The organism is Massilia rubra, assembly GCF_011682065.1.
In the GTDB taxonomy this organism is placed as follows: Bacteria; Pseudomonadota; Gammaproteobacteria; order Burkholderiales; family Burkholderiaceae_D; genus Telluria_A; species Telluria_A rubra.
In genome coordinates, this window is sequence record NZ_VUYU01000019.1 from 95,112 (window position 1) to 116,519 (window position 21,408).

Consider the following 21,408-nt stretch of genomic DNA (forward strand, 5'->3'; position numbering starts at 1 on the left):
GTTACTCGGCGTTCGCCAGGTTCAGGTTCAGCTGGGTGCGCGCCGCGTCTTCGGCCGGTGCGGCTTTCGGATTGTGGCGCGCAAATTCCAGCCGGTCCAGGTAGGCGGGCGTCACGTCGCCGGTGACGTACACGCCATCGAAGCAGGACGCCTCGAAGCTGGTCAGGGCCGGATTGACGTCCGAGATCGCGCGCTTGAGCGCATCGACATCCTGGTACACCAGGGCGTCGGCCGTGATCTCGCGGCAGACTTCCTCGGTGCTGCGGCCGTAGGCGATCAGTTCATCGCGGGTCGGCATGTCGATCCCGTACACGTTCGGGAACAGCACCGGCGGCGCGGCCGATGCGAAGAATACGTTGCGTGCGCCCGCTTCACGCGCCATCTGCACGATTTCCTGGCTGGTGGTGCCGCGCACGATGGAATCGTCGACCAGCAGCACGTTCTTGCCCTTGAATTCGGAACCGATGGCGTTGAGCTTCTGGCGTACCGACTTGCGGCGGATCGCCTGGCCCGGCATCAGGAAGGTGCGGCCGATGTAGCGGTTCTTGATGAAGCCTTCGCGGTACTCCACGCCCAGTTTGAGCGCCAGCTGGATCGCGGCCGGACGCGAGGAATCGGGAATCGGCATGACCACGTCGATTTCGCCCGACTTGAACTGCTGGCGCACTTTATCGGCCAGGTACTCGCCCATTTTCAGGCGCGTGGCGTAGACCGAGGCGCCGTCGAGGATCGAGTCCGGGCGGGCCAGGTACACGTACTCGAACGCGCATGGATTGAGCGACGGATTGTCGGCGCACTGGCGCTCGTGCAGCTTCATGTCCATGTCGATGAAGACCGCTTCGCCCGGCGCGATATCGCGCAGGAAGCGGAAGCCCATGCCTTCAAGCGCCACCGATTCGCTGGCGACCAGGTATTCGGTGCCGTTGTCGGTTTCGTTGGTGCCGATGCACAGCGGACGGATGCCGAACGGATCACGGAAGGCCAGCAAGCCATGGCCGGCGATCTGGGCGACGACGGCGTAAGCGCCGCGCACGCGCCGGTGCACCGCGGCCACCGCCTTGAAAATCGAGTCGGGATCGAGCGTGAAGCCGGTGGTCGATTCCTGGATTTCATGCGCCAGCACGTTGAGCAGCACTTCCGAGTCGGAATCGGTGTTGATGTGGCGGCGGTCGTTGCGGAACATCTCGGACTTGAGCTGTTCCTGGTTGGTCAGGTTGCCGTTGTGCGCGAGCGTGATGCCGAACGGCGCATTCACGTAGAACGGTTGCGCTTCTTCCTCGCTGGACGAACCGGCGGTCGGATAGCGGCAGTGGCCGATGCCCGAATTGCCTTGCAACGAACGCATGTTCCGCGTGCGGAAAACGTCACGCACCAGGCCATTGGCCTTGTGCATGGAAAACATATTGGAATGACTGGTTGCGATCCCCGCCGCATCCTGACCGCGGTGCTGCAACAGCAGCAAAGCGTCATACAGCACTTGATTGACGGGGTTATTCGAGACGACGCCGACGATGCCACACATGAAGCGCTCCTAGAGACTACTGATTTTAAAAAATGTCAAAACTGTACATGCCGCGCCAACTCGGGCGGCAAAAATGTCTTTATCAAGCGCGCGCCCTGTTCCGCCATGGGGCTCGATAGCGCGCCGGTCCAGAATGCCTGCTTGGGCAGGTCGGTCATGCCGCACAAGATCACGGCGGCCAGCACGATCACCATCCCGCGCGCGAGCCCGAACACGGCGCCCAGCAAGCGGTTCACCGGACTTAATCCGGTGGCCTTGACCATCAGGTCGACCGCCATCATGATCAGTCCCATCACGATGCGGGCGCCGAGGAACAGCGCCACGAAGGCCACCATCAGGCGCACCGTCTCGCCCGGAATCATGGACAACATCGGCGCCAACTGGGCGCCGAAGGCGTTGGCGACGACGAAGGCCACCACCCAGCTGATCAACGACAGGATTTCCTTGACCAGGCCGCGCAGGATGCCGATGACGCAGGATGGCACCAGGATCACCAGCACCACGTAATCGAACTCGGTCACCTTGCGTCCGCCCGCATCCGCGCCATCAGCCCGGAACCATGATGCCCGACAGTCCCATCTTGCTTAACTTGGCGCGCACTTTTTCGGCTTCATCTTTGTTGAACGGTCCCACCTGCACGCGAATCCGGTCGCCCGACTGGGTCGAGGTCTTGTGCGTGAACGAGCGGATGCCCGCGCCAGCCAGCTTGGCCTGCAATTCGTTGACTTTTTCCTGGGTCGCGAGCGCCGCAACCTGCACCACGAAGCGCTGGTTGTCGTCGGCCGCTTTCTCGGGCGCCTTGCCTTCGAGGATGGACATGGCGCGCTGGGCGTCCGGCACCGGCGGCTTGACGGCCGGCTTTTCCTTTTCCTCGACCTTGGGCGGCGCCTTGGCGACCGGCTTTTCAAGCGGCTTCTCGACGGCTTTTTCGACCGGTTTTTCGACGCGCTTGACCTCGGCAACTTTCGGCTCCGGCTTGGGTTCGGGCTTGGGCTCGACCTTCGGTTCGACTTTGTGTTCTACCTTATGCTCGGGTTTCGGCTTCTCGACCTTGGCGACGACTTTCGGCTCGGGCTTGATAACCGGCTTCGGTTCAGGCTTCGGTTCAGGCTTCGGTTCAGGCTTCGGTTCCGGCTTCGGTTCCGCCTTGACCACCGGCCTGGCCACTTCCTTTGCTTCCTTTGGGACGGGCCGCTCTTTCGGCAGCGTCACCAGCGGCGTCGGCGGCGGCTCGACGATTTCTTCGCGCTTGTCGAGCGCATCGGCGGCGGCCACGGCGCGCGGCTGGGCCTGCGGTGCGACCTTGTCTTTGGAAGGAATGCGGATATCGATGTCGCCGGCCAGCGGCTTCGGTTCGGAGTCGAGCACCATCGGCAAGCCGACCGCCACGCCGAGCGCCAGCGCGACGGCGCCTACCAGGCGGCGGCGCGCGCGCTTCTTCTCGGGCAAAACAGGATCGGCGGCGGCGCGCGCTTCCTTGCTGCGGCGCGCTGCGGGTTCGTTGGCGCTGGATGCGCGTTTGGAACGGGCACGGGCGGCGACGGTGTCGTCGTCCGACTTGGAATAATAGCCACTATCTTCCGTGGATTCTTGCTTGTTTTTATTGAGGAACGAGAACAAGCCCATGCGTTTTTCTTCAGTGATGTGAGGATTTTCGGGCAGCCATCACACCTGCGACGGTGTAGAAGGAGCCAAAGACCACAATTCTATCATTCTCCCCGGCTCGACTCATTGCATTTGCAAAAGCTGCGGCCGGATCGGCGAAGGTAGTGACGCTGCGCTCCCCCGGTTTGGCGTCACCAGGCGGCAGCGCCGCCAGGGTAGCGGCCAGTGTTTCCGGGTCGGCCGCGCGCGGCGATGGCAAGTTGGCAACGCACCAGTGGTCGACGTATTGGGCCATCGGGGCGATCACGCCGTCGATGTCCTTGTCCTGCATGATGCCGAACACGGCGTAGGTGTAGGGATGGAAGCCCATGTTGCCGAGGTTCTGGGCCAGCGCCGCCGCCGCGTGCGGGTTGTGGGCGACGTCGAGGATGACGGTCGGGCGTCCCGGCAGCACCTGGAAGCGCCCCGGCAGCTCGACCACCACCAGCCCGGTGCGCACTTCCTGGGCGCCTACCGGCAGCACCAGGCGCAGCACTTCGAGCGCGGCCAGCGCGGCCGCGGCGTTGAGCAGCTGGTTGGCGCCGCGCAGGCTCGGGTAAGCGAGCGAATTGCGGCGCTGTTCGCGCCCGCCATAGTTCCACTGCTGCTTGTCGCCGGAATAATTGAAGTCGCGGCCCAGCAGCCACAGGTCGGCGCCGATCGCTTCGGCGTGCGCCACCAGCGACGCCGGCGGCACCGGGTCGCTGCAGATGGCCGCTTTACCGGGGCGGAAAATGCCGGCTTTCTCAAAGCCGATTTCGTCGCGCGTGGTGCCGAGGAAGTCGGTATGGTCGATATCGATCGACGTGACGATGGCCACATCGGCGTCGATCACGTTGACCGCGTCGAGGCGCCCGCCCAGGCCCACTTCGAGGATGGCCACGTCGAGGTTCGCGCCGGCCAGCAGGTGCATGATGGCCAGGGTGGTGAATTCGAAGTACGTCAGGTCGGTCTCGCCGCGCTGCGCTTCGACCGCGTTGAAGCTGGCGATGAGGGCCTCGTCGGATGCCAGGTCGCCGTTGATGCGGGCACGCTCGTTGAAGTCGAGGAAGTGCGGCTTGATGTACAGGCCCACCTTGTAGCCGGCGCGCAGCAGGATCGCTTCCAGCATCGAGCAGGTCGAGCCCTTGCCGTTGGTGCCGGCCACCATGATGACCGGGCAGCTGAACGCGAGACCCATGCGCTGCTTGACCTGGCGCACACGGTCCAGGCCCATGTTGATGTGGATTTCGGCGTGGCGTGATTCGAGCAGGGCCAGCCAGGCGGGCAAGGTGGTGGGGAGTGTGGACATGGAGTGAACCTGTAAAAACGGCGGCGGCTCATGGGAGCCGGGCAAGCCTGCCCGTCCACCATGAACCGCGATGAAACGACTGGCGTGAGCCAGTCAGACTAGTCGATCAAGCCAGGACTTCAACCGCCTGGTCTTGCAGCAGCGCCAGCAGGCGCGCGATTTCTTCGCGCATCTTGCGGCGGTCGACGATCATGTCGACAGCGCCCTTGGTGACCAGGAATTCGGCGCGCTGGAAGCCTTCAGGCAGCTTTTCGCGCACGGTGTTCTCGATCACGCGCGGGCCGGCAAAGCCGATCAGCGCTTTCGGTTCGGCGATGACCACGTCGCCCATGAAGGCGAACGAGGCCGACACGCCGCCCATGGTCGGGTCGGTCAGCACGCTGATGAACGGCAGCTTCTTCTCGGACAGCTTGGTCAGCATGGCGGTGGTTTTTGCCATTTGCATCAGCGACAGCAAACCCTCTTGCATGCGCGCGCCGCCGGTGGCGGTGATGCAGATGAACGGCACTTTTTGCTCGATCGCGATCTGGGCGCCGCGCACGAAGCGCTCGCCGACCACGGAGCCCATGGAGCCGCCCATGAATTCGAATTCGAAGGCGGCCACGACCACCGGCAGGCTCATGATGGCGCCGCCCATGACGATCAGCGCATCGGTCTCGCCGGTCGCTTCCATCGCCGCTTTCAGGCGCTCAGGGTATTTTTTGCTGTCTTTGAACTTGAGCGTGTCGACCGGCAGGGTTTCCTGGCCGATTTCGTAGCGCCCGCCTTCGTCGAGCAGGCCGTCAAGGCGCTCGCGTGCGCGGATGCGCATGTGGTGGCTGCATTTCGGGCAGACGTGAAGATTCGATTCGAGGTCGGTACGGTACAAAACGGCTTCGCAGGAAGGGCACTTGACCCACAGGCCTTCGGGCATGGTCTTGCGCGCGGCAGCGTCGGAACGCTGGATTCGTGGGGGCAGTAGTTTCTCTAACCAACTCATACATTCTCCTTCTGCGGCATCTTAGTGGTCGGTAGTTTAGCCGGTAAGACACTGCTTGTCGAACACAACGGGATGGAAATTGCTTATCTGGCATTGTTTTCACTACTGGTACTGCTGTTCGATGCGCACGGTGTCGAAGGGTTCCCCGTGCGGCGCGAACTCATGCGATGCGCTATGCTCCGGGCATGAATCCCTTGCATCCTAAAAAATTACTGCTTTCGAAATGGACGGCGCTGGCGCCTGTGAACAAGGAGAAGCACTTTCTCGTGACCAAGGTGGTCGAGCCCGAGGCGCCGGGCGGCCCTGTAGAATGGGTCGATATCGATGCCGTGCACAGCCGGCAAACGCGGCGCATCGCATGGGAAACCCTGCGCGACGACACGCTGTGGCGCCAGGGCTGGGTATAGGAAAGAAACAGCCGAATCATCGATCCGGCTGCATTGCGGCGCTAGTGAGTATTCACATCGCGCAAGAGTGACACGGAGTAACCGCTTACTTTTTTGCCTTGGCACAGGCCGAACCGCCCAGCACCGGCACCTGGCTACCGGCGCTGCCGCTGGTCCCTTGGAAGCCGAACTCGACGGTCTGGCCAGGCTGGATCACCGCGTTCCAGCCGACATTGCTCGCGGTGTACGGATTGCTGCCGCTCAAGACCGCGTTCCACATACTCGCCACTTTCGAGCCATCCGAATAAGTCCAGCTCACGCTCCAGCCGTTCATGGCGGCGCTGCCGCGGTTGGTGATCTGCACCGCCCCGTTGAATCCCCCCGGCCATTGGCTGCGCACCTGGTAGACGCACTGAGCCGTTGGCGTCGGCGTTGGCGGCGGTTCGACCGGTGGCGGTGGATCGATCGGCGGCGTGGTGGCGCCGCCAGGCACACCCATGGCGATGCCGCGTCCGGCGGTACTCATATACACCACGCCGTAACGGTTCATGTCGCCGACGACGAACTGGCCATTGGCCGGGCCGCCGTACTGGTGGGCATCATCATTGACCCGCACCCAGGTGGCGCCGGCGTCAACCGAGCGGTGCACGCCCTTCACGCCGCCCACCGTACCCCATATATATACCGTCGGGAAGCTTGCGCCCGCAGCGGCCGCGCCGAAGCCGACCGCGCCCGCGTAGCTGACGCTGCCGATGCTGCTGAAGGTTGCGCCGGAATCGGTCGAGCGCGCGAGACCCGCGCCGTTCAACGGCACCCACAGCTCGCCTTCGCGGTTCGGTACGGCGCGGATGACTTTCGAGCCGCCAGATTGCAAGCTCGCTTTTGGTGCGAACGAGACGCCGCCATCGGTACTGACGAACACGCGGCCATTGTCATACGCATAAAACTTGCGCGGATTGACAGCGTCGGCCACCGGGCGGGCGCTGCTCGCGTTCAAGCCACTAACGCTGGTCCAGCTGGCGCCGAAGTCGGTCGAGCGGTAGCTGGTGGCCGAATTGTCGGGACTGTGCAGCAGCACGGCGCCATCCGACGAAAGCGCGACCTGGCCGTTCTTGCCGTTCATCACCGCACTCTTCTTCCAGGTGACGCCCGTATCGGTCGAGTAATACATGCCCGGCGCATCGTTGCCGCCGGCACGCGCCAGTACCGAGGTCTTGCGCGCGGCGAAGTCGAGGCCGGTCGTGGTGCCGATCGACGGCATGTGGATCGGCGCGTAGCGGCTGGTGTCGGTGTGGCGGAAGCCATCGTAGTCGCCAATGGCCGACACCAGCGGCCCGCCCGGGATGCTGACCAGGTTGAGCGGCACCGTTTCTTCCAGCCCGGCCACATTGAAGGTCCAGGTGGCCGGGGTGGCGTTGATGTTGGCCGTTTTGAAGATACCGTTACCGGACGACACCCACGCCGCCTTGGTATCGAATGGATCGAGCTCGACCGTGCCAGCCCAGTGAATCGCCTTGTCGCCGACCCAGGACACGCCCGCGCTATCCTTGGCGAAGCCGCGCGCGATCACGTCGGTCCAGCTGGCGCCGCCATTGGTCGAGGTGTAGATGCGGTCGCCCCAGGCGTTGCCCTGCTGTTGGTAGGTGTTGACGGTCGAAGCCACCAGGTTGTTCGGATTATCGGGCGCCACGCTGATGCCGCTGAACGCCGAGCCCACACCGGCCGGGGTCACATTGGTCCAGGCGCCGGTGCCCACGTTGTATTTCCAGATCTGGCCGCGGTCCATCGGTTCCGGCTGCGCCCAGTGACCGTGCGGACCGGCGCCGTTGGCGTAGGTGACGTACAGGTTGCCGTCGCTGGCGCGCGCCGCGCGTTGCGGCATCAGGTCGGTTGGGGCACCGGCGACTGGCGCGAAGGTCTGGCCGCCATCGTTGCTGCGGTACAGGTTGGGGGCCACGTAGCCGAAGCGCGACACGCCGACCACGATGCGCTGCGCCGCGCCATTGACCACGCTGGACGGATCGAGCGCGACGAAGTTAATGCCGTTTTCGTTGGGCGTGGTGGTCACGTTCAGGCTGGACAGGCGGGCCCAGGTGGCGCCGCTGTCGGTGCTCTTGAACAGGCCGTTGGCGCGCGTGCCCACGTACAAGATGTTGCTCGAACCGGGATCGACCTGCAGGCGTTCGCCGGTCTGGCGGCCCATGCCGTTGCCGTGCGCCTTGAACAGGGCCGACACATCGGTCTTGATGAAGGTTTTGCCGTAATCCGAAGAACGCAGGATCATGGTCTTGCCGTTGTTGAAGTAGCTGATGCCGGCCAGCATGTACAGCTTTGCGGGATTTTTAGGGTCGAGCGTGATCGACTCCACGCCCAGCAGGCCCGTCTCGTCTTCCGACGCCCAGTCCAGCAGTGGCACCCAGCGCGCGGCCGTATTGTCCCAGCGGTAAGCGCCGCCGACGTCGGTGCGGGCGTAGGCCAGGCCCTTTTGGGTCTTGCTCGGAATCACCGCCGAGACGAAACCGCCGCCGCCCATGGCGACACTGTTCCATTGGTAAGTTTCGGACGCGGCGGACGCCGGTGCGGAGGCGGCGGCGCACAGCGCGCAGGCCGCCGCAATGGTCGAGAGTCGATGCATGAATGTCATGGGGGTTCGCTTTTCTTGGTGGCGTTGGAATTGAAAACGTTTTCAGGCGTGAGCGAAGGTATGCTATGCCCCGTATGTACCTGTGTCTAATCTTTATTTTGCGAGGAAAACGGCGGAAAATGGACGAATTAGCATGGTTTACGGGCAAAATGTGCAAGCCGTAAGCAAGAGGTGATGATGGGAGTTGAAGCAGGGTTTTCGGCCGGAATGAAAAGTGCGCAGCAAGGCGATGCATCGACAGCAAGGCCGATGCAGGTCATGGTCAGGCGGTCAAGGAGTTTCTGGCGTTTCGCTGAGCGGCGTGGAGTCACTGGCCGTCCCGACAGGCTCGACAACCAGGCGCAGCCCTAGCGACTTCATCACGCGCATGACGGTATCAAGGCGCGGAGAACTCTCCTCGCGGAGCGCAACGAACAACTCTTCGCGCGTCGATGCGGATAATTCGTCCGTTCCTAGCATTCCCGGAGCCTGCGCTACCGTTTCCAGGGCGTGCACCAGCATCGATGTATCGTCTTCTTCCAAGAAAACATTCACGAAGCCGACAATGGCTTCCTCGGAATCGAGATAATCCGCAGGCTCGAAGCAAGGAAAAGTACGGATAAGGTCCATGTCGAACTCGTCTTCCACCGAACTGACAATGTGTGCTGTTTTCATGCTCGACACCCTACGGTTTGTTCTTCAACGCCCTGGCGAGCTTTCTCGCCGCATCGATATCCTTTTGCTGGCCCTTCTTGGTGCCACCGCCGAGAAGAAAAAGAATTTCGTATCCGGTTTGTATGAAATAGATTCTCCAGCCGGCGCCGAAATCGATCTTTGCCTCCCAGACGCCGTCCCCAATGGGCTCGACGTCGCCAAGCAGACCTTGTCTCATTTTTACGAGCCTGGCATTGACACGAAGTTGGGTGGTCTTATCCTTGATCCCCAGAAAGAACTTGGTAAACTCGGGATGGAAGAGCAGAGTGAACATTTTTAGTGTAGGCGGTCGAATAAACCATGTCAATCGGACCTGATGAACGTCCTTTTTGACGGGTCCAGGAGGTGATCCAAGACCCATTCTACCGACACCGCCACAACGCACGAGTCGACCTGGATCAAGCTTCCCGGTGATCGAGCGCGCTACGGATTCCCGCCACGAAACGCTGGACCGCCTCCACCGCCTGATCCTTCGGCGTCGCTTCGATCTCCTGGATGATGCGGCTGCCGATCACCACCGCGTCGGCCACCTGGGCCACCGCCCTGGCGGTCTCGCCATCGCGAATCCCGAAGCCCACGCCGATCGGCAGCTTGACGTGCTCGCGGATCGGCGCCAGGCGGCGCGCCACATCGGCCACGTCGATATTGCCGGCGCCCGTGACGCCCTTGAGCGACACATAATAACTAAAACCGCTGCCGAACTTGGCCACCTGCGCGATGCGCTCCGGGGTCGACGTCGGCGCCAGCAGGAAGATCAGGTCGAGGCCGGAAGCGCGCATCGCCGTGGCGAATTCTTCGCATTCCTCGGGCGGATAATCGACCACGATGGCGCCATCCGCGCCGGCTTCCTTGGCCTTGGCGATAAACGCATCGGGCCCGATCCGCTCGATCGGATTGGCATACCCCATCAGCACCACCGGCGTGCCCTGGTTGGTCTTGCGGAACTCGCGCACGTAGCCGAACACGTCGCCGAGGCCGACGTTGAACTTGAGCGCGCGCTCGCAGGCGCGCTGGATCACCGGCCCTTCGGCCATCGGATCGGAAAACGGCACCCCCAGTTCGAGGATGTCGGCGCCGCCGGCAACCAGAGCGTGCATCAGCGGCACGGTCATCTCGGGGCCTGGATCGCCGGCCGTGATAAAGGTGACGAGCGCGGTTTTTTTACTGGCCGCCAAAGCGGCAAAGGTTGGTGCGATTCTGGACATGGCGATGCTTTCTTGTAGTGTGATCGAAAAGGTCGGACAGCAGCAAAAACTCAGCTGAAATCGAGCCCCATCCGCTCCGCCACGGTGTGCATGTCCTTGTCGCCGCGGCCCGACAGGTTCACCAGGATCAGCTGGTCCTTGGGCAAGGTCGCCGCCAGCTTGGCCGCATACGCCAGCGCGTGCGACGATTCGAGCGCCGGGATGATGCCTTCGATATGGCAGCAGTCGTGGAATGCCTGCAGCGCTTCGTCGTCGGTCACCGACACATACTGCGCGCGCCCCAGGTCCTTCAACCACGCGTGCTCCGGTCCCACGCCCGGATAATCGAGGCCGGCCGACACCGAGTGCGTCTCGATGATCTGGCCGTTTTCATCCTGCAGCAGGTAGGTGCGGTTGCCGTGCAAGACGCCCGGAATGCCGGCCGTGAGCGAAGCCGAATGCTTGCCCGAGTCGAGCCCTTCGCCGGCCGCTTCGACCCCGATCAACTTGACGTTCTTGTCGTCGATGTAAGGATAAAAAATCCCCATCGCGTTCGAGCCGCCGCCGATACAGGCCAGCACGTAGTCGGGCTGGCGTCCGGTCAGTTCCGGCATCTGCACCAGGCATTCCTCGCCGATCACCGACTGGAAGTCGCGCACCATCATCGGATACGGGTGCGGGCCGGCCACCGTGCCAATGATGTAGAAGGTGTTTTCAATGTTGGTGACCCAGTCGCGCATGGCTTCATTGAGCGCATCCTTGAGCGTCTTCGAGCCCGACTCCACCGGCACCACGGTCGCGCCGAGCAGCTTCATGCGGTACACGTTCTGGGCCTGGCGCTTGACGTCTTCGCTGCCCATGTAGACCACGCATTCGAGCCCGAAACGGGCGCAGATGGTGGCCGTGGCCACGCCGTGCTGGCCGGCGCCGGTTTCGGCGATGATGCGTGGTTTACCCATGCGCTTGGCCAGCAATGCCTGGCCGATGACGTTATTGATCTTGTGCGCGCCGGTGTGGTTCAGGTCTTCGCGCTTGAAGAAGATCTGCGCCCCGCCCTGCTGCTCGGACCAGCGCTTGGCGTGGTAGATCGGCGACGGACGGCCGACGAAGTGCTTGAGTTCATAGCGAAATTCGTCGAGAAATTCGGGATCGTGGCTGTATTTGGCGTAGGCTTCTTTCAGCTCGGCCAGTGCGTGGGTCAGCGTTTCGGCGACAAACGAACCGCCGTAGGGGCCGAAGTGGCCGCGCGCATCGGGCAGCTGGTAGTCGGTGGTCTGGAAAATCGGGGCGGCCGCAGCGCGCGCAGGTGCGTCTTTCATGGGGTACTCGCTTTCGAAGGTGATATCGGCTGACAGACCGCGGCGCAAAGGCGGCGGTCATGGCTGGTGATACAGGGGCGTGACTAAGTAAGTGTGCAGAAATTATTGTGATTTATAGCGAACAGAAGCGGATGCCTTGCAAGGCGCACGCCGCGACGCAGTGCGAGCACTGCTAGTGGTGGGCAACGCAGCAAGGCGCCGCTTATGGAAGCTAGAAATTACAAGAATTTATGCGCACTTACTTAGCCCCGCGTCAATCGCGTTTGGTACGCCCGAGCCACCACACAAAACGACCCGAGGCGCGCGTTCTTTTTGAATGAGAAACCATCGCAGCCTTTCCTGCACCACCGTGGAGGTCACGCGCTCCGGGGCAAAAGCCGGAGGAAGGTGACGGGTGATGCGGTATTGTTGAACGTATTCTAGCAAATCGGCGCCACGTGTGGTGGCGCCGACGCACCAGGCGTTTCAGCCCTCGCGGTCGGCCATCCGCACGGCGGCCGCAAAGGCGTCGATTTTGGCGCCATCCTTGATGCCCTTGGCCTGTTCCACGCCGCTGCTGATATCGACCGCGTACGGGCGCACCTGGCGCACCGCGCCGGCCACGCTGTCGACCGTCAGGCCGCCACTCAAGACCACGCGCGGCGCCAGCCCGGCCGGTATCACGCCCCAGTCGAACACTTTGCCGGCGCCGCCGTAGGCGTCGACGAAGGTATCGAGCAGCAGGCCTGAAAACAGCGGGCTGGCGGCGCGGCACAGCGCCTCTTCGGCCAGCAGGTCGGCGCCGCTCGTCTCGGGGCGCACGCGCAGCACGCGCATGAACGGCTTGCCCACGGCGGCGGCAATGGCCGCGCACTGCTCCACCGTTTCATCGCCATGGAACTGCAGCTGTGCGAAAGGCGCCACGGCGGCCACCGCCCTCACCTCGTCGATGCTGGCGTTGACGAACAGCGCCACGGTGGAGACAAACGGCGGCACGGCCGACATCAAGGCGCCGGCCTGCGCCGCCGTCACGTAGCGCGGGCTTTTTGCATAGAACACGAAACCGAGTGCGTCCGCGCCAGCGGCCACTGCGGCCTGGACGTCCTGCGGGCGCGTGAGCCCGCAAATCTTGATGCGTGTGCGTTGCATGAGCGGCCTTCAGAACCAGGGCAGTGGACGGGCCGCCTCGTGCGGCAAACCCCATTTGGGATCGTAATCGATCTTGGCCAGATACAGGCCATCGGGCATGAAAGTGGGCGCGGCGTCGTTGCGGTCGCGCCCTTCCAGTACATCCTTCATCCATGCCGGCGTGTGGCGGCCCTGGCCGACGTAGATCAGGGAGCCGATCAGGTTGCGCACCATGTGGTGCAGGAAGGCGCTGGCGCGCAGGGTGAACACGATGACTTCACCATGGCGCTCGATGTTCACCGCGTGCATCTGCTTGACCGGCGACTTGGCCTGGCACTGCGAGGAACGGAAGGCGGAAAAATCGTGCGTGCCGACCAGGAATTGCGCGGCGGCGCGCATCAGGTCCACGTCGAGCGGGCGAAACACCCAGCCGGCGCGGCCCACCAGCAGCGGCGAGCGGATCGGATTGTTGTACAGGACGTAGTGATAGGTGCGCGCAAAGGCGGCGAAGCGGGCGTGGAATTCCTGCCCCGGATGCTCGGGCACTTCGGTGGCCCAACGCACGGCAATCGCGTCGGGCAAAAAGGCGTTCACGCCGCGTACCCAGGACTGCATGCCGCGCGAGAGGTCGGTGTCGAAGTGGACCACCTGTTCAAGCGCGTGCACGCCGGTATCGGTACGGCCGGCGCAGGTGGTACCGAGCTCGACGCGCGCGAATTTTTCGAGCGCGATTTCGAGCCGGTCCTGCACCGTGTTGCGGTCTGGCTGCTTCTGGTAGCCGTTGAAGGCGGTACCGTCGTACTGGACTCCGAGTGCTATTCGCTTCAATCTAAGTCCAGTAACAGCCGTGGTTCATCAAGACAGCGATTATGCCAGTTTGATACGCATGTCGTTCGCCTTCGCCACCTGGGCGGCACTGCCGCCTTTGATGACTTCGTCGAGCAGTTCGCGCGCACCTTCCTTGTCGCCGATTTCCTGATAGGCGATGGCCAGGTCAAGCTTGGTCTCCATCTCCATCTGGACCGGCGTCAGTTCGCCCGCTGGTGCATTACCGGCGCTGCCGATATCGTCGAAGTCAGGCAGTGCGGTCGCTTCGGCGCTGGCGTTGGCCGGCAGGTCGAGGTCGAGCGAATGCATGTCGAAGTCCGGCGCCGCTTCGGCCCTGGCAGCCCGGTCGGCCGCAAAAGGATCGCCGTTGGCCAGGCTTGGCGCAGCGCCAGGCGTGTCCTGCGGCAGTTCGAAGTTCATGCCATCGAGGTCGAAATCATCGGCCGCCGGCTTGGACAGGCTGACCGTGCTGGCCGCCGGTGCGCTGGTCGACGGCGCATTGAAGTCCATGTTGAAGTCCATGTCCGGCGTTTCTTCCTTGACCAGGTCGACGCGGGCCGGGGCTGCCGTCGGCGTGTCGAACGACAGGTGATGCTCGTCCAGTACTTCCGCCGCCGGCGTGGCCGCTGGCGCGGTATTGGTCACTGGCTCGAAGCTCAGGCCACCGAGGTCGAAGTCGAGCGTGTGCTCCTCTTCCATCTTGGCCGGTGGCGCGGCAGCGACGACTGGCGCCGGGGTCACGGTGTCATCCTTGCCCAGGTCGAGGTCGAGGTCCATCAGTGCGCTGTGCGGACCGTTGTCGATCGCCGAGGCGTCGAACTGGTCGGCCAGGGCCACTGGCTGGCCCGCATCGCCGGCCGGCGCGTTGCTGCCGGCGCTGGCGTACAGCGGATTCATGGCGTCGATCGACAGGCCCAGCGCGGCAGCTTGCGCCCACTCGTCGCCCTGGCCCTTGGTCATGCCATACAGTTCGCTGGCCTGGCTTTCGAATGCGCGCTGGTCCTTGCGGGCAGCGTAGATTTCGAGCAGTTTCAGACGGACCGGATAACGGTCGGGATGGGTGCGCAGCGCTTCCTTGAGTATCTCTTCAGCCTGGGCGTCGCGGCCGTAGGCGATATAGACGTCGGCTTCGGCGACCGGATCGACTTCATTGGTGTCGAGCTGGCTGGCCGATGGGGCGAAGCTGGAGTTGAACACGCTGTTGTTGGTGTCGACGCTCTGGCCGCCGGTTTCGGCGAACAGGGAGTGCGCCTGGTCGGTCGGCGCGCCGAGGATCGACGGCTCCGACGGATTGCGCTCGACCTGCTTGCGCTCGCGCCATTTCGACAGGCCGAACAGGCCCGCGAGCAGGGCGACGATGACAGCGCCAACGAGGACGATGTTCTCCATCAGCATATCGAAGAAGCTTGGATCGGCCGGCGGCGGCGCCGGCTTGACCACCGGCTTGGCGACCGGCGCAACCGGGGCGACTGCCGGCGGCGTGTCGGCCGCCACAGGCGGGGTCACCGCGGGCGTGCTGGCTACTGGCGTGCTGGCCACGGGCGGCGTAACCGCAGGCGGCGTGACGACCGCTGGCGGCGTGGCGACCGCTGGCGCGGTGACCGGCGGCTTGGTGCTGACCGCTTCGGTGATCGACGGTTTTGGCGCAACAGCCGGCGTAGCCGGAACAGCCGGGGTAGTGGCGGCGGCGCCGTTCTTGCTCTTGACGGTGACGATCTTTTCGAGGTCGCCGACGTTCTTTTCAAGTTCCTTGACGCGCTTGGTCGCTTCGGCCATGGCGCGCTCTTTGGCGATCTTGTCTTCCGGCGTGAGCGCGCCGGTTTTGCCGGCGGCGGCGTCGGCCGGGCCGGTCGCTTTCGACAGCTTGAGCTGGTCTTGCGATGCGTTGGCGGCGGTCGGGCGCTCGGCCACCTTGGCGGTGATCTTGCCGGTCGCGCTCTGGGTCTTTTCAGGCTGCTTGTCGGCGGCGCCGCTGGCGACCTGGCCGGCCAGCTTGTTGCGGTAGGCGTTGAAGTCGGCGGCATGGGCCACCACGACGCCACGCGCTTCGCCGTCCGAACCCTTGATCGCGGCCGCTTCCGGCACCGACAGGATCTGGCCCGATTTCAGGCGGTTCATGTTATTGCCTGCAAACGCGTCCGGATTGGCGCGGTACAGTGCGACCAGCATCATGTCGAGCGAAATATCGGCCGGCTTGATCTGCGCTGCGATCTTGCCCAGCGTGTCGCCGCGCTTGACCTGGTAGTCGCTCTCGCCCGCATTCTTGCCGGCGCCGCCGCCTGCACGGCGCGGCTCCTGCGATTTTGGCTCGGCCGGGGCGGCGTCGGCTTTCGCCTCCGCCTTGGCGTCTGCCTTGGCGGCGGCTGCGGCAGCGGCGGCTGCGGCTTTGGCGGCAGCCTTGTCGGCCTTGGAATTCGGTTTGGTGCCAGTGGCGCCAGTGGCGCGGCTACCCTGCGAGAGCACGTCGACCGGCGCGGATACTTGCGCGGTCTGGGTCGTACGCATTTCGACAGGATCGAGCAGGAAGGTGTATTCGCGCACCAGGCGGCCCGACGAACCCCAGCTCAATTCGAGCAGCATGTCGACGAACGGTTCGTTAACCGGCTGCGACGAGGTGACTTTGATGAACTGGCGCCCGCCACGCTGCTCGACGCTGAAACGCAGCGACAGCAGGGCGGGATTGAAATCGATATTGGCTTGACGGAAGGCTTCCGCCGGGGCCAGCTTGGCGACCAAACCGCTCGCTTCATCATTGGCAACCGAGGTCAGTTCGATCTCTGCGTTCAGGGGCTGGCCGAGCGCGGACAGGACGGTCAGTTTACCGAGACCCGCCGCGTATGCTGAGGAAGAAAGAAACACAGCACTGGCGACCGCGCCTGTGAGGGTTTTCAACGCGAACGAAGTGAGCTTGGAGCGAGTGTTTAAATGCATAGTTGGCGGCATCTTGAGTTGACGGGGGAGAAGGCTGGTTTCCCGGAGGTCTCAACATATCATCATGCTCTAGAGCATGCAAGTTTTTGGAGCAACTATGTCGGGAAGCTGCTCACTAAATACGCAATTTCGCGCTTTCTGTAACAGCTCACTCAGAACCCCATTCATGCCGCTATGTCAACTACCTTGCAAGAAATATCAACTGAATTATCAAGAAGGATATGGAAAACCCGGGAAACGGTGGCCAAAAACGCATCGCTGCGGCGGCCACCGCTGCCGTTGTGGTGCACAGAATGCATGCACAACACGCAATTCTACACGTGTTTACTTATCCGAATTACTTATCGAGGATAATGCGCAGCATGCGGCGCAACGGTTCGGCCGCGCCCCACAGCAGCTGGTCGCCGACCGTAAAGGCGGACAGGTACTCGCCGCCCATCGACATTTTGCGCAGGCGGCCGACCGGGATGGTCAGGCTGCCCGTGACCGCCGCCGGCGACAGGTCGCGCATCGACGCTTCGCGCGTGTTCGGCACCACCTTCACCCACTGGTTGTTGGCGGCGATGATGTCGTTGATTTCGTCGAGCGGCACATCCTTTTTCAGCTTGATGGTCAGCGCCTGCGAGTGGCAGCGCATCGCGCCCACGCGCACGCACAGGCCGTCAACCGGGATTTCCTTGCTGCCGAAGGCTTCGCCCAGGCCCAGGATCTTGTTGGTTTCGGCGCCGGCCTTCCACTCTTCCTTCGACTGGCCATTGCCCAGGTCCTTGTCGATCCATGGAATCAGGTTGCCGGCCAGCGGCACGCCGAATTGGCGGGTTTCGTCAGCCGACATGCCATGCTGGGTGGCCAGCACGGTACGGTCGATTTCGAGGATGGCGGCAGCCGGGTTGTCCAGCAGCGCCTTGACCGATTGGTTGATGGTGCCGAACTGGGTCAGCAGCTCGCGCATGTGCTGCGCGCCGCCGCCGGACGCGGCCTGGTAGGTCATGGAACTCATCCAGTCGACCAGATTGTGCTGGAACAGGCCGCCCAATCCCATCAGCATGCACGACACCGTGCAATTGCCACCGATGTAGTTCTTTACGCCTTTTGTCATGGCGTTCTTGATCACATCGAGGTTGACCGGGTCGAGCACGATGACGGCGTCGTCGTTCATGCGCAGGGTCGAGGCGGCGTCGATCCAGTAGCCATTCCAGCCGGCCGCGCGCAGCTTCGGGAACACCTCGCTGGTGTAGTCGCCGCCCTGGCAGGAAATGATGATCTCGCATTTCGACAGCTCGGTAATGTCGGTTGCGTCTTTCAGGGTAGTTTCGTTCTTCGCCATCGCAGGCGCTGTGCCGCCCGCGTTCGACGTTGTGAAGAACACCGGTTCGATGTGGGCGAAATCGCCCTCGTCCCGCATGCGCTGCATCAGGACCGAACCAACCATACCGCGCCAACCTACCAAGCCAACTAATTTCATCTTCTTTCCTCAGTGCTTTCTACATGTAACGTTAATTGACCGCTTTAACCAAGCGCCTTGACCACTGCATTGCCCATTTCCTCGGTACCGACCCTGGTGGTACCGGCTTCAAAAATATCCGCCGTGCGCAAGCCTTGCGCCAGCACCTTCTTGACCGCGTTCTCGATGCGGTCGGCCTGCTCCACCTTGTTCAGTGAAAAGCGCAGCATCATCGCGGCCGACAGGATCGTCGCCAGCGGATTGGCGATGCCCTTGCCGGCGATGTCGGGCGCGGAGCCGTGCGAGGGTTCGTACAGGCCCTTGTTGGCCGCGTCGAGCGAGGCCGATGGCAGCATGCCGATCGAACCGGTGAGCATGGCCGCGCAGTCGGACAAGATATCGCCGAACATATTCCCGGTGACCATGACGTCGAATTTTTTCGGCGCGCGCACCAGCTGCATGGCGGCGTTATCGACATACATGTGATCGAGTTCGATGTCCGGATATTCCTTGTGCACGTCGGTGACGATGTCGCGCCAGAACTGGAATGTTTCGAGCACGTTGGCCTTGTCCACGCTGGTGACGCGCTTGCTGCGCTTTTGCGCCGCCTGGAAAGCCACGTGCGCAATGCGGCGAATTTCGGTTTCGGCGTAGCGCATCGTGTCGAAGCCTTCGCGCTCGCCCTTGAACGGGCCGTCCGGGCATTCGCGCACGCCGCGCGGCTTGCCGAAATAGATGTCGCCGGTCAGTTCGCGGATGATCAGGATGTCCAGGCCGGACACCACTTCGGGCTTGAGCGTGGACGCACCGGCCAGTTCGGGGTACAGGATCGCCGGGCGCAGGTTGGCGAACAGCGCCAGCTCGCGGCGCAAGCCGAGGATGGCCTGTTCCGGGCGCAGCGAGCGCTCCAGGGTATCGTACTTAAAGTCGCCGACGGCGCCGAACAGCACCGCGTCGGCGCTCTTGGCCAGCGCCAGCGTGGCCGGCGGCAGCGGGTGGCCGTGGGCCGCATAGCCGGCGCCGCCGACGTCGGCGCTCTCCATCTCGAACTGTTCGCCAAGGACATTCAATACCTTGACCGCTTGCGCCATGATTTCGGGGCCGATGCCGTCGCCGGGCAGGATTGCAATCTTCATGTGCTCTCTTTTTCTTCTATTGTATTCAGATGACGTTGGCCAGCCAGGGCTGGGCCGCCAGGTGGCGCTCTTCGAAGGCGCGGATCTCGTCGGCGTGGCGCAAGGTCAGGCCGATGTCGTCCAGGCCATTTAACAGGCAGTACTTGCGGAACGGGTCGATCTGGAATTCGTAGCTCAGCGCGCCGCCCGCGGTGGAGATGCGCTGCTGCTCCAGGTCCACCACCAGGCGGAAACCCGGGAAGGCCTTGACTTCATTGAACAGGTGCTCGACCTGCGCTTCGGTCAGGACGATCGGCAGCAGGCCGCTCTTGTAGCAATTATTGAAGAAGATATCGGCGAAACTGGGCGCGATGACGGCGCGAAAACCGTACTGGTCGAGCGCCCACGGCGCGTGTTCGCGCGAGGAGCCGCAGCCGAAGTTTTTGCGGGTCAGCAGGATCGAGGCGCCCTGGTAACGCGCCTCGTTGAGGACGAAGTCGGGATTGAGCGGGCGGCCGCTGTTGTCCTTGCCCGGCTCGCCGTGATCGAGATAGCGCCATTCGTCGAACAGATTGGGACCGAAGCCGGTGCGCAGGATCGACTTGAGGAACTGCTTGGGAATGATCGCGTCCGTGTCGACGTTGGCGCGGTCGAGCGGGGCCACCAGGCCTTCGTATATCGTAAATTTATCCATGGTCTCTAGCAGTGTGGGCGCAGCCCGCGCCGGGGCGTGGGCTGCGCGGCGGTTTGCGGACCGCCTGTTATTTTTTGCCGGCGCCGTCTATCTTTTGGCCGACTTTTTGAATGTCCTTGCCAAAGCCCGAGACGGTGTTGCAACCGGCAAGCAGCAGGGCGATGGCGAACAGGGCAAACAGCTTTTTCATTGCAAACTCACAGACGATGGATGTTAGCGCAGTGCGCGCACGTCGACGAAATGGCCGGTGATGCCGGCCGCCGCCGCCATGGCGGGCGATACCAGGTGGGTACGCCCGCCCTGCCCCTGGCGACCTTCGAAATTGCGGTTCGAGGTCGAGGCGCAGCGCTCGCCCGGCTCGAGCCGGTCGGCATTCATGGCAAGGCACATCGAGCATCCCGGCTCGCGCCATTCGAAGCCCGCGTCCTTGAAAATCTTGTCCAGCCCTTCACGCTCGGCCTGGTCTTTCACCAGTCCCGAACCGGGCACCACCAGCGCCAGGCGCACGTTCGAGGCGCGGTGCTTGCCGCGCACCACGGCGGCGGCGGCGCGCAAGTCTTCGATGCGCGAATTGGTGCACGAACCGATGAACACCTTGTCGATCCGGATGTCGGCGATCGGGGTGTTCGGCTTGAGGTTCATGTAGACCAGCGCCTTTTCCATGGCGTCGCGCCGCACGGCGTCTTTTTCGAGGTCGGGATCGGGCACGCGGCCGTCGATCGAGGTGACCATTTCGGGCGAGGTGCCCCAGGTGACCTGCGGGCTGATCCCGGCGGCGTCGAGCAGCACCACCATGTCGAACTGGGCGCCCTGGTCGGTGTGCAGGGTACGCCAGTAATCGACCGCGCGGTCCCAGTGCGGGCCGGCGGGCGCGTACGGGCGGCCCTTGACGTAATGGATGGTGGTGTCGTCCACGCCGATCATGCCGGCGCGCGCGCCCGCTTCGATCGCCATGTTACAGACCGTCATGCGCCCTTCCATCGACAGCGCGCGGATCGCCGAGCCACCGAATTCGATGGCGTAGCCGGTGCCGCCGGCGGTGCCGATCTTGCCGATCACGGCCAGCACGATATCCTTGGCGGTCACGCCCACCGGCAGCGCGCCGTCAACCTGCACCAGCATCGATTTCGATTTTTTGGCCAGCAAGGTTTGCGTGGCCAGCACGTGTTCGACTTCGGAGGTGCCGATGCCGTGCGCCAGGCACCCGAACGCGCCGTGGGTCGATGTGTGCGAGTCGCCGCACACCACCGTCATGCCGGGCAGGGTCGCGCCCTGCTCCGGGCCGATCACGTGCACGATGCCCTGGCGCTTGTCGTTCATGTTGAAGTACGTCAGGCCGTAACTCTTCGAGTTGGCGTCGAGCGTTTCGACCTGCAGGCGCGAGGTGGGGTCGGCGATGCCGTCCTTGCGGTCGGTGGTCGGCACGTTGTGGTCGGCCACCGCCAGGTTGGCCGAATTGCGCCATAGCTTGCGGTTGGCGGCGCGCAGGCCGTCGAAGGCCTGCGGGCTGGTCACTTCATGCAGCAGGTGGCGGTCGATGTACAGCACCGTCGTTCCGTCGTCGTCGGAGCGCACGATGTGCGACTCCCAGAGTTTGTCGTAGAGCGTTTTTATCATGATGGTGGGT

General features: G+C 63.4%; 19 protein-coding genes. 1 reads left to right on the forward strand and 18 read right to left on the reverse strand.

What is annotated here, in order from left to right:
• Position 1 precedes the first annotated feature (1 nt).
• The 5 genes from purF to accD form a co-directional block, all read right to left on the reverse strand.
• On the reverse strand, positions 2–1,522 hold the full coding sequence (gene purF / locus F0185_RS24090; protein WP_166891707.1) for an amidophosphoribosyltransferase: 1,521 nt from the start codon (positions 1,520–1,522) through the stop codon (positions 2–4).
• Between the two features lie 35 nt (positions 1,523–1,557).
• The gene (locus F0185_RS24095) at positions 1,558–2,043 is read right to left on the reverse strand and encodes a CvpA family protein (protein ID WP_167228743.1); all 486 of its coding nucleotides are present in this window, start codon (positions 2,041–2,043) and stop codon (positions 1,558–1,560) included.
• A gap of 25 nt (positions 2,044–2,068) precedes the next feature.
• Positions 2,069–3,148, reverse strand: a complete 1,080-nt coding sequence (locus tag F0185_RS24100) for an SPOR domain-containing protein (protein ID WP_167228745.1) — start codon at positions 3,146–3,148, stop codon at positions 2,069–2,071.
• A 10-nt stretch (positions 3,149–3,158) separates the two neighbouring features.
• Entirely contained in the window at positions 3,159–4,457 is a 1,299-nt protein-coding gene (folC, locus tag F0185_RS24105) for a bifunctional tetrahydrofolate synthase/dihydrofolate synthase (RefSeq protein WP_167228747.1), read from the reverse strand.
• A 106-nt stretch (positions 4,458–4,563) separates the two neighbouring features.
• A complete protein-coding gene (gene accD / locus F0185_RS24110) occupies positions 4,564–5,436 on the reverse strand; it encodes an acetyl-CoA carboxylase, carboxyltransferase subunit beta (RefSeq protein WP_166891718.1) in 873 nt (290 codons plus the stop codon).
• A 185-nt stretch (positions 5,437–5,621) separates the two neighbouring features.
• On the opposite strand from accD, the gene F0185_RS24115 reads away from it, so the two are divergent.
• Positions 5,622–5,843: a TIGR02450 family Trp-rich protein gene (locus tag F0185_RS24115; RefSeq protein ID WP_167228749.1), complete on the forward strand. Its 222-nt coding sequence runs from the start codon at positions 5,622–5,624 to the stop codon at positions 5,841–5,843.
• Positions 5,844–5,928: 85 nt separating this feature from the next.
• Here the strand turns inward: F0185_RS24115 and F0185_RS24120 are convergent, their stop codons facing one another.
• The 13 genes from F0185_RS24120 to leuC all read right to left on the reverse strand — a co-directional run bounded on the left by F0185_RS24120 (position 5,929) and on the right by leuC (position 21,398).
• Complete coding sequence (locus F0185_RS24120) at positions 5,929–8,466, reverse strand: cellulose binding domain-containing protein (protein ID WP_167228751.1); 2,538 nt, start codon at positions 8,464–8,466, stop codon at positions 5,929–5,931.
• A 270-nt stretch (positions 8,467–8,736) separates the two neighbouring features.
• Entirely contained in the window at positions 8,737–9,120 is a 384-nt protein-coding gene (locus tag F0185_RS24125; RefSeq protein ID WP_167228753.1) for an addiction module antidote protein, read from the reverse strand.
• Positions 9,121–9,130: 10 nt separating this feature from the next.
• Positions 9,131–9,520, reverse strand: coding sequence for a type II toxin-antitoxin system RelE/ParE family toxin (locus F0185_RS24130; protein WP_308624244.1), 390 nt, complete (start codon positions 9,518–9,520; stop codon positions 9,131–9,133).
• 37 nt (positions 9,521–9,557) lie between these two features.
• On the reverse strand, positions 9,558–10,364 hold the full coding sequence (trpA, locus tag F0185_RS24135) for a tryptophan synthase subunit alpha (RefSeq protein ID WP_167228759.1): 807 nt from the start codon (positions 10,362–10,364) through the stop codon (positions 9,558–9,560).
• A gap of 50 nt (positions 10,365–10,414) precedes the next feature.
• Positions 10,415–11,662 carry a tryptophan synthase subunit beta gene (gene trpB, locus F0185_RS24140; RefSeq protein ID WP_167228761.1) on the reverse strand — a complete coding sequence of 416 codons (1,248 nt, stop codon included), beginning with the start codon at positions 11,660–11,662 and terminating at the stop codon, positions 10,415–10,417.
• Positions 11,663–12,127: 465 nt separating this feature from the next.
• Positions 12,128–12,790: a phosphoribosylanthranilate isomerase gene (locus tag F0185_RS24145; RefSeq protein ID WP_167228763.1), complete on the reverse strand. Its 663-nt coding sequence runs from the start codon at positions 12,788–12,790 to the stop codon at positions 12,128–12,130.
• A gap of 9 nt (positions 12,791–12,799) precedes the next feature.
• Complete coding sequence (gene truA, locus F0185_RS24150) at positions 12,800–13,597, reverse strand: tRNA pseudouridine(38-40) synthase TruA (protein WP_167228765.1); 798 nt, start codon at positions 13,595–13,597, stop codon at positions 12,800–12,802.
• 39 nt (positions 13,598–13,636) lie between these two features.
• Entirely contained in the window at positions 13,637–16,456 is a 2,820-nt protein-coding gene (locus F0185_RS24155) for a motility hub landmark protein FimV (RefSeq protein ID WP_370664058.1), read from the reverse strand.
• Positions 16,457–16,865: 409 nt separating this feature from the next.
• Positions 16,866–17,993 carry an aspartate-semialdehyde dehydrogenase gene (asd, locus tag F0185_RS24160; protein ID WP_166891740.1) on the reverse strand — a complete coding sequence of 376 codons (1,128 nt, stop codon included), beginning with the start codon at positions 17,991–17,993 and terminating at the stop codon, positions 16,866–16,868.
• Positions 17,994–18,037: 44 nt separating this feature from the next.
• On the reverse strand, positions 18,038–19,108 hold the full coding sequence (leuB, locus tag F0185_RS24165) for a 3-isopropylmalate dehydrogenase (RefSeq protein ID WP_167228769.1): 1,071 nt from the start codon (positions 19,106–19,108) through the stop codon (positions 18,038–18,040).
• Between the two features lie 25 nt (positions 19,109–19,133).
• The gene (gene leuD / locus F0185_RS24170) at positions 19,134–19,781 is read right to left on the reverse strand and encodes a 3-isopropylmalate dehydratase small subunit (protein ID WP_167228771.1); all 648 of its coding nucleotides are present in this window, start codon (positions 19,779–19,781) and stop codon (positions 19,134–19,136) included.
• A gap of 67 nt (positions 19,782–19,848) precedes the next feature.
• Positions 19,849–19,971, reverse strand: coding sequence for an entericidin A/B family lipoprotein (locus F0185_RS24175; protein WP_166891746.1), 123 nt, complete (start codon positions 19,969–19,971; stop codon positions 19,849–19,851).
• A gap of 23 nt (positions 19,972–19,994) precedes the next feature.
• Entirely contained in the window at positions 19,995–21,398 is a 1,404-nt protein-coding gene (gene leuC, locus F0185_RS24180) for a 3-isopropylmalate dehydratase large subunit (RefSeq protein WP_167228773.1), read from the reverse strand.
• Positions 21,399–21,408: the final 10 nt, after the last annotated feature.

What these genes read in the sequence shown, in the direction of transcription:
- purF (WP_166891707.1), bottom strand. Translation starts at nt 1,522, where the DNA reads ATGTGTGGCATCGTCGGCGTCGTCTCGAATAACCCCGTCAATCAAGTG.
- F0185_RS24100 (WP_167228745.1), bottom strand. Translation starts at nt 3,148, where the DNA reads ATGGGCTTGTTCTCGTTCCTCAATAAAAACAAGCAAGAATCCACGGAA.
- folC (WP_167228747.1), bottom strand. Translation starts at nt 4,457, where the DNA reads ATGTCCACACTCCCCACCACCTTGCCCGCCTGGCTGGCCCTGCTCGAA.
- accD (WP_166891718.1), bottom strand. Translation starts at nt 5,436, where the DNA reads ATGAGTTGGTTAGAGAAACTACTGCCCCCACGAATCCAGCGTTCCGAC.
- F0185_RS24115 (WP_167228749.1), top strand. Translation starts at nt 5,622, where the DNA reads ATGAATCCCTTGCATCCTAAAAAATTACTGCTTTCGAAATGGACGGCG.
- F0185_RS24120 (WP_167228751.1), bottom strand. Translation starts at nt 8,466, where the DNA reads ATGACATTCATGCATCGACTCTCGACCATTGCGGCGGCCTGCGCGCTG.
- F0185_RS24125 (WP_167228753.1), bottom strand. Translation starts at nt 9,120, where the DNA reads ATGAAAACAGCACACATTGTCAGTTCGGTGGAAGACGAGTTCGACATG.
- F0185_RS24130 (WP_308624244.1), bottom strand. Translation starts at nt 9,520, where the DNA reads ATGGGTCTTGGATCACCTCCTGGACCCGTCAAAAAGGACGTTCATCAG.
- trpA (WP_167228759.1), bottom strand. Translation starts at nt 10,364, where the DNA reads ATGTCCAGAATCGCACCAACCTTTGCCGCTTTGGCGGCCAGTAAAAAA.
- trpB (WP_167228761.1), bottom strand. Translation starts at nt 11,662, where the DNA reads ATGAAAGACGCACCTGCGCGCGCTGCGGCCGCCCCGATTTTCCAGACC.
- F0185_RS24145 (WP_167228763.1), bottom strand. Translation starts at nt 12,790, where the DNA reads ATGCAACGCACACGCATCAAGATTTGCGGGCTCACGCGCCCGCAGGAC.
- asd (WP_166891740.1), bottom strand. Translation starts at nt 17,993, where the DNA reads ATGAAATTAGTTGGCTTGGTAGGTTGGCGCGGTATGGTTGGTTCGGTC.
- leuB (WP_167228769.1), bottom strand. Translation starts at nt 19,108, where the DNA reads ATGAAGATTGCAATCCTGCCCGGCGACGGCATCGGCCCCGAAATCATG.
- leuD (WP_167228771.1), bottom strand. Translation starts at nt 19,781, where the DNA reads ATGGATAAATTTACGATATACGAAGGCCTGGTGGCCCCGCTCGACCGC.
- F0185_RS24175 (WP_166891746.1), bottom strand. Translation starts at nt 19,971, where the DNA reads ATGAAAAAGCTGTTTGCCCTGTTCGCCATCGCCCTGCTGCTTGCCGGT.
- leuC (WP_167228773.1), bottom strand. Translation starts at nt 21,398, where the DNA reads ATGATAAAAACGCTCTACGACAAACTCTGGGAGTCGCACATCGTGCGC.